At 32.2% G+C, this 13971-nt stretch carries 10 protein-coding genes; 2 read left to right on the forward strand and 8 right to left on the reverse strand.

Annotated elements, in window-relative coordinates; genetic code table 11:
- The first annotated feature begins 78 nt into the window (after positions 1-78).
- Positions 79-714 carry a carbonate dehydratase gene (gene can, locus AB3G36_RS09815; protein WP_367752228.1) on the forward strand — a complete coding sequence of 212 codons (636 nt, stop codon included), beginning with the start codon at positions 79-81 and terminating at the stop codon, positions 712-714.
- A 35-nt stretch (positions 715-749) separates the two neighbouring features.
- Here can and AB3G36_RS09820 read toward each other — a convergent pair whose 3' ends face one another.
- The 8 genes from AB3G36_RS09820 to AB3G36_RS09855 form a co-directional block, all read right to left on the reverse strand.
- Complete coding sequence (locus tag AB3G36_RS09820) at positions 750-1949, reverse strand: LETM1-related biofilm-associated protein (protein ID WP_367752230.1); 1200 nt, start codon at positions 1947-1949, stop codon at positions 750-752.
- 81 nt (positions 1950-2030) lie between these two features.
- Entirely contained in the window at positions 2031-2600 is a 570-nt protein-coding gene (locus AB3G36_RS09825; RefSeq protein WP_367752232.1) for a YdeI family protein, read from the reverse strand.
- A gap of 24 nt (positions 2601-2624) precedes the next feature.
- A complete protein-coding gene (locus AB3G36_RS09830) occupies positions 2625-3152 on the reverse strand; it encodes a superoxide dismutase family protein (protein ID WP_367752234.1) in 528 nt (175 codons plus the stop codon).
- A 131-nt stretch (positions 3153-3283) separates the two neighbouring features.
- Positions 3284-5074 (reverse strand): acyl-CoA dehydrogenase family protein, encoded by a 1791-nt coding sequence (locus AB3G36_RS09835; RefSeq protein ID WP_367752236.1) that lies wholly within the window; start codon positions 5072-5074, stop codon positions 3284-3286.
- A 132-nt stretch (positions 5075-5206) separates the two neighbouring features.
- Positions 5207-5557 (reverse strand): four helix bundle protein, encoded by a 351-nt coding sequence (locus AB3G36_RS09840; RefSeq protein ID WP_367752238.1) that lies wholly within the window; start codon positions 5555-5557, stop codon positions 5207-5209.
- A gap of 111 nt (positions 5558-5668) precedes the next feature.
- Positions 5669-6850: an acetyl-CoA C-acyltransferase gene (locus AB3G36_RS09845; protein ID WP_367752240.1), complete on the reverse strand. Its 1182-nt coding sequence runs from the start codon at positions 6848-6850 to the stop codon at positions 5669-5671.
- Positions 6851-6940: 90 nt separating this feature from the next.
- The gene (locus tag AB3G36_RS09850; RefSeq protein ID WP_367752242.1) at positions 6941-9331 is read right to left on the reverse strand and encodes a 3-hydroxyacyl-CoA dehydrogenase NAD-binding domain-containing protein; all 2391 of its coding nucleotides are present in this window, start codon (positions 9329-9331) and stop codon (positions 6941-6943) included.
- Between the two features lie 73 nt (positions 9332-9404).
- Positions 9405-9887, reverse strand: coding sequence for a MarR family winged helix-turn-helix transcriptional regulator (locus AB3G36_RS09855; RefSeq protein WP_367752244.1), 483 nt, complete (start codon positions 9885-9887; stop codon positions 9405-9407).
- A gap of 399 nt (positions 9888-10286) precedes the next feature.
- Here AB3G36_RS09855 and AB3G36_RS09860 point away from each other — a divergent pair, with 399 nt between their 5' ends.
- Positions 10287-13775 carry an SMEK domain-containing protein gene (locus AB3G36_RS09860; RefSeq protein ID WP_367752246.1) on the forward strand — a complete coding sequence of 1163 codons (3489 nt, stop codon included), beginning with the start codon at positions 10287-10289 and terminating at the stop codon, positions 13773-13775.
- The last annotated feature ends 196 nt before the right edge of the window (positions 13776-13971 follow it).

A 13971-nucleotide genomic window follows, 5' to 3' on the forward strand; every position in this document is an offset into this window, starting at 1 on the left:
AAAATAAATTATTTGTACTTTAACCGTGAATTTTGATGATTGGTTAATTTGGAATATTAAATATTAAAACTGAAAAAAATGAGTGATTTTTATAAAAAAATATTAGATAATAATAAGGAGTGGGTTGAAACAGCTTTAGCAAAAGACCCAAATTTTTTTGCTGATTTAGCCAAAGGGCAAACTCCACCATTGTTATGGATAGGTTGTTCAGACAGTCGTGTTCCTGCGAACGAAATCATTGGTGCTAAACCAGGAGAAGTTTTTGTTCATAGAAATATCGCCAATATGGTGGTACATTCAGATATGAACATGTTAAGTGTGCTTGATTATGCAGTTAATGTATTAAAAGTAAAGCATGTAATCGTATGTGGTCACTATGGTTGTGGTGGTGTTAAAGCCGCAATGGGGAATCAGTCGATTGGAATTATTGACAACTGGATTCGTCATATTAAAGATGTATATCGTTTGCATAATACTTATTTAGATTCTATAGAAGACGAAACGGAACGTTTTAATGCTTTTGTTGAAATAAATATTAAAGAACAAGTTTTTGATTTATCTAAAACTTCTATCGTTCAAGCGGCTTGGAAAAACGGTCAAGATTTAAGTATTCACGGTTGGGTTTACGGATTAAATTCTGGTTTTGTAACCGACTTAAAAGTAAATATTAGTTCGAATAAAGATTTAGATGAAGTATTTCAACTTAAATTTTAATAAAAAAAAGTCGCTTTTTAAAGCGACTTTTTTTTTTATTCTACATCTAAGTTTTCATTAAAAGCTGATGGTAGTAGCTTTGGGATAAACTTGATTAATATAGGTAACAATAAACTTCCTCCCGGCAATAAAAAAATAGTTAATGAAGGAACAGATTTACAGATATCCAACAACTGTTTTTTTACCTTTTTCTTTTCTTTTTCATCCAAATCTCTTCTTGTAGAAGTTGCTAATAGAATCATTAATTCTTTACTTTCAACAATTTCTTTAACCAGTCTGTTTTTATTTCGACTGATTAACGTGATAACACTTTGTGTTGTTTGATCATAAAAATGTTTAACGGGATTCGAATAATTAAAATAGGGGATGTCCTTTTTATTTTTGTTTATGAAGTCATCGGTACTTTTAATACTATCCGTAACAAAGTCATCGGGAACTTTTAATAACTCCCCCAATTTATGTAAAAAATAGACTTCTTCATTTTCAATTTGGCCATCACTCCACAACGCCATTCCGGCCATGTCAATCAAGTAATATTTTTCTAACTCACTGCTAAAGTAATCCAAATTCAATTCTTCTAGATTTTGGACATTTACTTTCGAGAATTTACTGTAACGTACAGATGCTTCAAAAAGTTTAATTAATAAATCATCATAATTAGATTTGTTTAACTTGGTTTTTAAAGCAAGTGAGACAAGGCTATTTATGGTTTCTTCAATTTTCTTTAAATACTTTTCGGGTATTTGTTCGTGAAGTAAATATTGGCGAAAAGCCAAAACATCTACAAATAATAATGCATTGGTCACAATATGAGAAAAGTTCTTATTGATAATGTCAATATTGGTTTGCACTCTTTCGTCTATTATTTTTTCTAAATTTAAAGAGGGACCACTGTTTGGTAACACTTTTTTAAATAAACTGAAACCTTTCGGGTTCATTTCATTATAAAAAGACAGCGCTTTAGTAATAAAATTTTCCGGATTGTTATCTTGGGTTGTTAACGAATAAATAGCATGCAAAGTGTTTAATAGAGCCACTTTTGGTACTTCGTTTTGTACCCATCCTTTAGTGTTAATTGGCACTGCAGTTTCAAAGGAGACAATGTGTCCGTATATAAAACCAGTTTTTCTGATTTTTTGATAGAATAAATCAGAACTCGTTGAAACGTTTACTTCCTTGAGTTTTTGTTTACTAAAATATTTGTCTATCCAACCTGGAGCCGAAGGGTTAATCATGGTTTTATTTTAAAGCTGTAAAGCTAAAGTTTATTTATTAATTTATAAAAAAGCAATCTTCAATTAATAATTAAATTAGTATTAATTTCTAGATTTCATATTCTTCTCACAACAATTGATTATTTCGGTAATTCTGTTGTTTCTTGTTTCTTCCCGTTTTGCTTGATTGAGCCAATATAGGTAGCTTTTTCTATAGGAAGGACTAAAGTTGAGATAATTTTGATAGGCTTTACTATTTTTATTAAATGCGTTTTCTAAGTCAGTAGGCATTATCAAATCCTCCACTTTATCAAGACTAGTCCAAGATCCATTTTTTTTTGCAGTTTCAATTTTTGCTAAACCACTTTCGTGAATTAAATTAGCATGGAGCAATTTTTCAATATAGGATTTATTGAGTTTGCTCCATACACTTTTATCTTTTCTAGGGGAGAATGCTTGCCTTCTTCTTTCGGAATCTAATTTTTTGACAGTAGAATCAATCCATCCATAACAAATCGCAACTTGAACTGCTTCTTCCCACCGCATGCTTTCAACAGCACTGTCTACTTTATAAAAAATCAAATAAACACCATTGGAGTTGGTATGGTTTTCATGAAGCCAATTGCGCCATTCTACTGCATTCTTAAAATAATGATGTTCTTTTTCTTCCAAAATGGGGTATTTTCCTTAGCTGATTTATTTTATAATTGCTGAACAAGCGACTCTTGCACCTGCATTTCCTGAGGGCTGTGAGGTGAAATCATCAGTTCCTTGGTGTACAATTAAACCTTTACCTAGAATATCTTTTGTTTGATCTCCACATCCAATGCACCATTCGTCTGTAGTTAAAGTGATGGTTCCATTTCCATTTGCATCAGCTGTAAAGTTTCCAATATCCCCTTTGTGGTATTCTCCAACGCCCCATTTCCCATGTTTTTTAAATGTTGGATTCCAGTGTCCACCTGCTGAACTACCATCTGCTGCTGAGCAATCTGATTTTTCGTGGACATGGATGGCATGAACGCCAGGTTGTAAACCGGCTAACTTAGCTACAAAAGTTACTTTCCCGTTTTTTTCGGTAAAAGTGGCCGTACCTGAAACTTTGCTATTGCTTTTTGGTTCAAATGCAATGACTAATTTCTTAGCATCACTAGAACTACTGTTGGTTTTACATCCAATTATAACAGCAATAATAAGGGCAATTGATAATACTATTTTTTTCATTTTTTTAGATTTTAATTATTATATAAAGTTACTTAAATAAGTAGTATCTAAAAAAAAAAAAACCGCAATGTGTTTTTACTACAATTGCGGTTTTTTGACAAATAAATTCAACTAAAAACTATCTTCTTTGCTTAAAAGCAATATTCATTTTCTGCAACTAATTTGGTTGTAATTGTTTCTCTTAAACCTACAATATTTGGCATATTTGTATATTTAGTAAAACGTCTTAATCCCATAAGCATCATTCTTTGTTCGTCTCCTTCAACAAAAGAAATTACACTTTCTTTTCCCTTTTGAGTAACGATATCTACTGCTTGGTACAAATATAATTTAGCCATGGCAATTTGCTCTTGTACTTTATCTTCTCCTTCTTTTTTGGCTAATTTTTCCGTTCTAAGAATCGTACTTTCCGCCATGTAGATTTCAATCAACATATCTGATGCTGCCATCAATAATTGTTGGTGTGCGTCTAAATCTGGACCAAATTTTTGAACGGCACTTCCAGCAACCATTAGGAATGCTTTTTTCAATTTAACGACCATTTCTTTTTCTTCTGCAAATAATTCAGAATAATCAGGAGTTTCAAAAGAAGGAATACCAACTAATTCTTCCGCTACTTTCATAGCTGGTCCTAGTAAATCAACATGACCTTTCATTGCTTTTTTAATCAACATTCCTACTGATAGCATTCTGTTGATTTCATTCGTACCTTCATAGATACGAGCAATTCTAGCATCTCTCCAAGCACTTTCCATCGGAGTGTCTTCAGAGAATCCCATTCCACCAAAAATTTGAATTCCTTCATCAGCACAATTTTGAACGTCTTCAGAAACCGCCACTTTTAGAATCGAACACTCAATAGCATATTCTTCCACTCCTTTTAATTCGGCATCTTGATGCGTAGCACCTTCTGCTTCACGTGCAATAATTCTGTTTTCAATGTCTTTTGCTGCTCTGTATGAAGCACTTTCTCCCGCATAACAGCTTGTTGCCATTTCAGCCAATTTGGAACGAATAGCACCAAACTTCGAAATAGGAGTGTTGAACTGTATTCTTTCATTAGCATATTTTACTGAACCTGAGATTACTCTTCTTTGCGCGTCTAGACAAGCTGCTGCCAATTTGATACGCCCTACATTCAACGCATTCATGGCTATTTTAAAACCATTTCCTCTTTCCGAAAGCATGTTTTCTACGGGAACTTTAGTTTCACTAAAGAAAACTTGGCGAGTTGAAGAAGCACGAATTCCTAATTTATGTTCTTCTTCACCCATTGTGATTCCATTACTTGGATCATTTTCTACAATGAAACCAGTAATGTTTTTATCATCTCCAATACGAGCAAAAACAATAAATAAACTACAGAAACCGGCATTTGAAATCCACATTTTTCCTCCAGTGATTTTATAATGTGTTCCGTCTTCAGATAAAACTGCTTTTGTTTTTCCTGAATTCGCATCTGATCCAGCACCTGGCTCTGTCAAACAATACGCTCCAAACCACTCACCAGAAGCCAATTTAGGAACATATTTTTGTTTTTGTTCCTCTGTTCCATAAAGTGTAATTGGCATCGTTCCAATCCCTGTATGTGCTCCAAAAGCTGTAGAGAATGAACCTGTTGCTCCCGAAATATAATCACAAACAAGCATTGTAGACACAAATCCCATTCCTAATCCACCATACGCTTCAGGAACTGCAACACCCAGAAGACCTAAGTCTCCCGCTTTTTTCATACACTCTTGTGTATACGCGTAGTCTTTTTTCTCAAAACGATCTTTGTGTGCCCATAATTCTTTGTCAACAAACTCTTTTACAGAGTCACGCATCATTAATTGCTCTTCCGAAAAATCTTCTGGTGTAAAGATATCTTCGCATTTTGTTTCTTTTACTAGGAATTGACCTCCTCTGGTTACGTCGCTCATTTTTTTTTTGTTTTTTTAGATATAAGATGAAAGAATCAAGAAGAAAGATTGGTAAGAGTTTTTAGAATGAAGTTGAAAAGTCAAGACGTTTTACCGTAATAAAACTTTCATGTTGTTCATTGGCTCAGAGTTCTAATCTAACTTACTAATAAATCCTGTTGTCATCTTTTGAAATTCAATTATTTTATTTTCTATTTCTTCTGTTTTTTCCTTTGATAGATATTCATTTTGGCAAGCTATCAGTAACTGAGTTTGCAGCTCAAAAGAAGATCCTAAACTAATATTCAAATAATGTTGAAAGTGTTTATTGCTTCTGTTTGAGCCTTCTACAATATTTGATGGCATCGAAACTGCACAACGATTCATTTGACTGATTAATCCATAAACTTCAGTCTTTGGAAAAGTCAAACATAATTTGTGTATGTCCGAGGTTATTTCCATTGATAAAATCCAAATTTTTAGATTCTTAAAGTTATGTCTCATGGTTTTTTTTTAATCTCTGTTAGATATAATACCTTGTCTCTTGTCTCTTGTCTCTTGTCTCTTGCCTCTCGTTCGTTTCCTCTTGCTTCTTTCCTCTTTTCTCTTGCTTCTTTACAACAACTCATAAACCCCTGCAGTCCCTTGTCCAGTTCCCACACACATCGTTACGATTCCGTATTTGTCACCTCTGCGTTTCATTTCGTCAAATAATTGAACAGACAATTTTGCACCAGTACATCCCAGTGGGTGACCTAATGCAATCGCTCCACCATTTACGTTTACGATATCTGGATTCAATCCTAATTCACGAATTACAGCGATCGACTGAGAAGCAAATGCTTCGTTTAATTCAATCAAACCGATATCATTCAATGATAATCCCGCTTGTTTCAATGCTTTTGGAATTGCTTTTACTGGTCCGATGCCCATGATTCTTGGTTCCACACCTGCCGAAGCAAAGTTGACTAATCTTGCGATAGGCTCTAGATTTAATTCTTTCACCATTTCTTCGCTCATAACAAGTACAAAGGCAGCACCATCACTCATTTGTGAAGAGTTACCCGCTGTTACACTTCCTCCAGCTTCAAAAACAGGTCTTAAACCAGCCAACGCTTCCTTAGAAGTTCCTGCTCGTGGTCCTTCATCTTTATTTACAACGTATGACTTCGTTTCTTTTTTACCGTTTTCATTAAGGAACGTTTGTTCAATAGTGATAGGAACGATTTGTTTGTCAAACTTACCTTCAGCTTGTGCTTTCAAGGCTTTCATATGAGAGTTGAATGCAAATTCATCTTGATCTTCTCTAGACACTTTAAACTGTTGTGCTACTGCTTCGGCTGTTAAACCCATTCCCCAGTAGTAGTCCTCGTTTCCTGCTTTTGCAACAGCATAATCCGGAGTAGGTTTGTACCCTCCCATCGGAATAAAACTCATGCTCTCTGCACCACCTGCAATAATACAGTGCGCCATTCCTGATTGGATTTTAGCAGTCGCCATTCCAATGGTTTCAATTCCAGAGGCACAGTAACGGTTTACAGTTACTCCAGGAACGTCTTCGATTTTTAATCCCATTAAAGAGATTAAACGAGCTACATTCAAACCTTGTTCAGCTTCTGGCATGGCATTTCCTACCATCACATCATCAATACGAGTTTTATCAAAATCAGGCAGTTCATTCATCATAAATTCGATGGTTTCTGCTGCCAATTCATCAGGTCTTTTAAATCTAAAAACTCCTTTTGGTGCTTTACCAACTGCAGTTCTGTATGCTTTTACTATATAGGCTGTTTTCATTTTCTTTTTTTTAGAGATTTTTAGAAGAAAGAGACAAGAGAAAAGAACAAAAGATTAAAATCTTGCCTCTTTCATCTTGCTTCAATTTTCTTAATTACGTAGCGGTTTCCCTTTGGTTAGCATAAATTGAATTCTTTCTAGTGTTTTTCTTTCAGTACATAAGGACAAGAAAGCGTCACGTTCTAGATCTAATAAGTATTGTTCGCTTACCAATGTTGGTTCCGATAAATCACCACCAGCCATTACATATGCCAGTTTGTTTGCAATTTTCTTATCGTGTTCAGATATGTATTTCCCCGCTTCCATTTGGTCCGTTCCTACTAAGAACATTCCTAAAGCTTGTTTTCCTAATACTTTCACATCCGTTCTGCGTATTGGTTGCGTGTAACCAGCTTCAGCCATTAGTAATGCATGTTTCTTTGCTTCAGCAATTTGACGGTCTTTGTTTACTACGATAATATCTTTACCATGCTGTAACAATCCTGTGTCAAACGCTTCGTAACCAGAAGTAGATACTTTTGCCATAGCAATCGTCAAGAAATATTCTTGTAAGACATTTAGCTCTACGTCATTTTTATGGAATAAGTCGGATGCACGCAATGCTAGTTCTTTCGAACCTCCACCACCAGGAATAACTCCAACACCAAATTCTACTAATCCCATATAGGTTTCTGCTGCGGCAACCACTTTATCCGCGTGCAAACTCATTTCGCAACCCCCACCAAAAGTCATTCCGTGAGGTGCCACCACTACTGGAATTCCAGAGTAACGCACACGCATCATAGTGTCTTGGAACATTTTGATAGCCATATTCAGCTCATCGTATTCTTGCTCCACGGCCATCATAAAAATCATTCCGATATTAGCTCCTACAGAGAAATTCGCTGCTTGATTCCCAATTACTAATCCTTGGTATTCTTTTTCTGATAAGTCGATTGCTTTATTGATGGCTTGTAAAACATCACCACCTATCGTATTCATTTTAGATTGGAACTCTAAATTCAAGATTCCATCTCCTAAGTCTTGGATGATAGCACCGCTATTCGCCCATACTTTTTTGCTTTCGCGAATGTTGTTCAGGATGATAAACGCATCTTGTCCTGGAACTTTTACTTGCGCTTTTGTCGGGATATTGTAGAAAAACGTAGCCCCTTCTTTAATAGAGTAGAAGCTTTTGCTTCCTGAAGCTAGCATTTCATTAACCCAAGCAGCAGGTTCAAGTCCTTCGGCTTTCATGATTTCGATTCCTTTTTCAACACCAATGGCATCCCAAATTTCAAATGGTCCATTTTCCCAGCCAAAACCAGCTTTCATGGCATCGTCAATTTTATATAATTCGTCTGAGATTTCAGGAATTCTATTCGATACATAAGCAAACATACCTGCAAAACTCTTGCGGTAAAATTCACCTGCTTTGTCTTTTCCTTTTACTAGAACTTTAAAACGATTGATGGGTTTATCAATTGATTTAGTCAATTCTAAAGTAGCAAATGACGCTTTCTTAGCAGCGCGGTATTCCATTATATCCAAATCCAAAGTCAGAATGTCCTTTCCTTCTTTTTTATAGAAACCTTGTCCCGTTTTGCTACCTAGCCATTTGTTTTCCATCATTTTATTGACAAAATCCGGCAATTTAAACAACTCATGTTGTTCGTCAGTAGGGCAGTTGTCATAGATTCCGTTAGCCACATGTACTAAAGTATCTAGTCCTACCACGTCTACGGTTCTAAAAGTAGCCGACTTTGGACGACCAATAACCGGTCCAGTCAATTTATCTACTTCTTCGATAGTCAATCCCATTTCTTTTACCAAGTGGAACAAACTTTGGATTCCGTAAATACCAATACGGTTTCCTATAAACGCAGGAGTATCCTTAGCCACAACCGAAGTTTTACCTAAGAATTTTTCTCCGTATGTTGTAAGGAAGTCCAACACTTCTGTTGAAGTTTGTGGTCCAGGAATAATTTCAAATAATTTTAAGTAACGCGCAGGGTTAAAAAAGTGAGTTCCACAAAAGTGTTTTTGGAAATCTTCGCTTCGTCCTTCACTCATAAAGTGAATAGGAATTCCTGAGGTATTAGACGTAATCAAAGTTCCCGGCTTGCGGTATTTCTCCACTTGCTCAAAAACTAATTTTTTAATGTCCAGTCTTTCCACAACCACTTCAATAATCCAGTCTACATCAGCAATTTTAGCCATGTCATCCGTCGTATTTCCAGTGGTGATTCGGCTAGCAAATTTCTGACTGTAAATAGGAGAGGGCTTCGATTTCAAAGCATTCATTAAATGCTCATTCACCAATCGGTTTCTTACAATTTTGCTCTCTAAGGTTAGCCCTTTTTTAGTTTCCAGTTCGGTAAGTTCTCTAGGAACAATATCGAGTAGTAACACTTCGACACCAATGTTGGCAAAATGACAAGCAATCCCCGAACCCATGATTCCGGATCCAATTACTGCGACTTTTTTAATTGTGCGTTTCATACTTTTTTTATTTTTTTTATAGGAAAAGAAGATCGTTCAGCGGTATTATTTTACGATAGTACCTCCTAACGATTTAATTTTCTGTGTTTTCCGATTGTTGCGTCATTTCACTGACACTTGAGTTATTAAATATATTTTTATCTTGAATTAATTCATTGATGGTTTCAGCCACTTCAATGAAATGTTGGAGTTTTTCTTCTGAGATGTTCAGTTTCACCGCCTCGTTGAATTTCAAAACCGTACTTTTAGACAAAGCTCTTTTCTCTTTTCCGAATTCAGTCAGGTAAATCAAAACACCACGGCCGTCATCAGGATTCTTCTTCCGAATAATCAATCCTTTTTCTTCCATAGACTTTAAGGTTCGGGTCAAGCTAGTGGCTTCCATACCCATTTTTGGTCCCAAAGCCGTCGATGGAGTACCGCCTTCTTTATCGATACTCAACAAGGCAAAACCGGTTGCCATGCTCGCATCGTATTTAGATGCTTCTTCGTTATACATTCTTGCTACAGCTTGCCAGGTAGCGCGAAGGATGTAATCTATTGTTTTGTCTTTCATAAGGAACTATATCGATTTCAAATATAATAAAAAAATACTATGCATGCATAATAAATTCAATTATTTTTTGTTAAAAAGTACTAAATATAAAAAAACACCACTGAATAAGAGCTAATTGATTGATTTTTTAACGTATTTTTTGGGCATGTCCCTTCGTAAAAACTACGGGTCGGGCTGTCCGTTGTATCTTTTATGTAGTCCCGATCCCTCGGGACTACATAAAAGGATGCCACTTCCATCCCTCATGCTACTCGTGATTAAGGAAAATACGATTGTAAAATGGAAGAAAAAAATTACAATACTTATATAAGTGGAAGAAAAGTTGTATATATTTGATTATATATAACAAGTGGCAACCTTCTGACGACGAAACCTCTAAACAACAAATTAAAGCCGAAAATGAACGACATAGAACTTAATCTTTTCGCTTATACCGATAAAATAAAAAGAGGAAGTCTTTTGAATCTTCACGATGAAAAAGTAAAAGCTGAAGATTTCTTTTTGAGAATTTTCGAGAAAGTTTATGATTTTGAAGAGTTAATTAATTTAAACTACGAAAAATTAAACTCAAAAGGAATCGACTTATATGATTCAAAAGAAAAAATTGGAATTCAAATTACTGCAATCCAAAGTAATGAAAAAACCAAAATTAATGATACAAAAAAACTTACCTTAAACAATTGGAAAAATAAAGGATTAAAGAAACTGTGGGTGTTCTTTATAATTGAAACAAAATATCTGAAAGATATTGACACATCAATTGTAGAAGAAGTCGATGGAATAAAAATTTACATTAAAACAATTAAAAATCTAATTGGTGATATAAGTAAATTAGATAAAGAAAAAAGAATTGAAATCTCTGAATTGATTAAACAAGAAGTAAGCGAAGAGTTTTATGGTTTGTCCAAATTAGTACTTTTTAAAGAAATTGTAAAAAGCCAAAAATTTGATAGTACAAATTATTTCAATAAAGAAGAATTAATATATTTCAGTAAAAAAGAACAACATAAGATTGATAATTTAGCTTACAATTTTACTAATAACATCACAGACCAATATTGTATTTTAGGAAACCCTTGCAGTGGAAAAACTACAATTGCTTATGCAATTATTCAAAAAATAAAAAACAAAAAAATCTTTTATTTAAATCTTACAGAACCAATTTTTGATGAGTCAAAAATCCTTGAAGAATTAATTCAAATATCTCATTGTCATTCTTTGATAATAGTAGATAATATTCACGACAATATAAAGTTGTTTTTAAAAATTAAAGAAAGATTATCAAAACACAAATGGATAAAATCACTTTTTCTTTCAAGATATTACAAGACTTTTGATGAATTTGATGAAAACAGTATTTATGACAAAATTGAAGGAATCAAATATTACAGAATAGATTTAAATGAAGATTTAGAAGAAAAAATTTCTGGCATAATTTCAAAAAAAATTGATTTGTTAAAAAATCAATTTTCAGAAATAAACTGGTATAATGGAAATTTTATTGATATTTTAAAAAACACAAGCAGTAACCTATTAAAGTTAAATATTGCATTAAGAGTTTGGGAAAAGAAGAATAAAATATCGAACAATTTAACTTTTGATAAAATCAACCAAAATATTATTCTTCAAAATTTTTATGAGGAACACAAACTTAATGAAATTGAGAGTGATTCTCTTTATACTTATTGTCTTTTATATAAAAATGATATTCCATTTATCTTATTAAAAGGTCAAAAAAGTATTGATGAAAAACTAAAAGAAAAAGGAATAATTTTAAAATACTCATCAAGCGATTATCATTACTTTCCACATAAAGAATATGCAAAATTAATATTTGATTCTATTTCATACGTAAATGAGAATATTGATTTAGCAAAAAAATCAGAATTAATAATCAACTACATATCAAAATTTAATAGACAAGAATACTCATTAAATATTCACCTTTTATTAAATAAATTCTTTAATTCAGAAATTTCAGAAGAAACAGAAATTGTAAAAAGCATTTTAGAAAATGAAAAAATAGAACAAATAATAATAGAATCATTTTCAACAAACATTAAAGAATTTGAAGTAAATTCTTTAATTACAATTCTATTTAAACTCTGTACTCGCGTTGATAAAATAAAATTATCAAAATATTACAATTTAATTCTATCATATATAAATAGAAATAAACTTAACTTATTTCTATTTCAGGATTATATGAACTATTCTAACCTAATACAGATTTCAGAATTATTATCAATTGAATTACCATTTGAAAAAATTGTAAATGTATTACCCGAAAATGAAATTGTAAAAACAAATTCAATTGTAGAATTGACATTAAGAATAAGCAAACAAAGTAGAAAACCTGAAACAGTATATAAAATATTAAATTCTTTTCACTTTCCTGAATGGTTAGAAAAGATAAACAAACTTCCAGGCTTTTCAAACATAACAAATTCACTTTCAGAATTAAATACTTCAAGTGAAACAAAAAAACTTGTTTATGGTCTAATCCGAAAATTGGATTGGAATAAACTAATCGAGAAAGCTAAAAAGCAAAAAATAGATCAAATTGCAAAATCTTTAAGAGAACTTCAAAAAATTGATATTTCTGTAGGTACAAATTCTTGCACCTTCATTTTCAATCAGCTTATTGAAAACAATACAATAAATCAAAAATTATTAAATTCTTCTTTATCTGAATATTCAAAAGCATTATCTGATTTATCAAACATAAATTCTGAATCAGCCAAAATGTTTTTATCAAATGATTTAAAAAATGGAATTTTAAAAATCAAATTGTTAAATGAAAGTAGTTTATCAAATTTTAGAGCAAGGGTTTTAGAATTAAAACGTCTTTCAAATGAACCAAAATATTTTTTTTTAATTGTTAGTGAAGTAACAAATAAAAATGAATTCATAACAAAAATTGAAACCGAAAAAGATATTAATTCACTTCTTTCATTTTATGAATTTGCGAAAGAAAATTTAAATATTAAAAATTCTAAAACAATTCAGATTACAAAAAAAGTAATTGATGAAATTGATTCGAGTAGCTCAATTATCGAATTAATAAGAAATCCAAAAATATTAAAAATTAAAGGTTTTGATAAAAATATTATTTTATCAATTACTCCAGAAGAAATTGATGACTTTATAAAATCAAAGAAAATTACATATTTAGAAGATATATTTAGAGTAATTTCAGATTTTAATATTGATAAATCGATTAGTCTTTTTAGTCAACTTAAAAATGAATATTTAATAGCTTCGCTATTAAATATCGATTTAAATATGTCTCAATCACTTGAAGTTTTATATAGATTAAAAAATAAAGTCGATAAAAATGACAAACAGAACTGCAATGAAAAAGTTAGCTATCTACTTGATGAATATCTAAAAAAATACACAATTATTGAAAGGCGTTATAATAAATTGACAATCAGTGATTTTTTAAAATCATTTTATTTTAGTTATTCAATAAACCCCGAAATAACTGAAAAACATTGCAAAACTGATTTATTAAACAAATTACAAAAAAACAATCATAAAGGTTTTCAAATAGGTCCATTGTTTCAAGCTATAAGACGTATTTCTGAAACAACTAATGGGAAATATGACACTGAATTACTAACATTTTTAAACAATAATAACGACAATTTTATAATCACAATTCAAAATGAAGATGTTCTAAAATCACTTTCAGGCTTATTCGAATTATACAAAAGTAAATTCAAAATATACGCAGACGAATTATTATTCAATTGTAGAAAATCAATTATTCTAAAATCAAATCAAAGAAGAAGTGACAAAATATTTAAAGATAAAATTATTCCTGATCTAGAAAAAATCGGTTTTGATAAAGCAAAAGTGATTTTAAAAGAATTGAGAAAATAGAATATTGTAAAATAAAGGTAGCCACTAACAGCTCTTTTGATAAAGCTGGAGTTTGGTGGTATTATCGTTTCGCAACGTTTTCGTTAAGCCGAATATTGAAAGGTTAGGTATCTTGCTTTATGAAGTATTTATGAAAAAAAGGGGGAGCTGTGCAAAGTGTGCCAGCTTCGTATTCAGCTACTGCAAATCACTATAT

It is taken from the genome of Flavobacterium sp. WC2430 (assembly GCF_040822075.1).
Taxonomy (GTDB): domain Bacteria; phylum Bacteroidota; class Bacteroidia; order Flavobacteriales; family Flavobacteriaceae; genus Flavobacterium.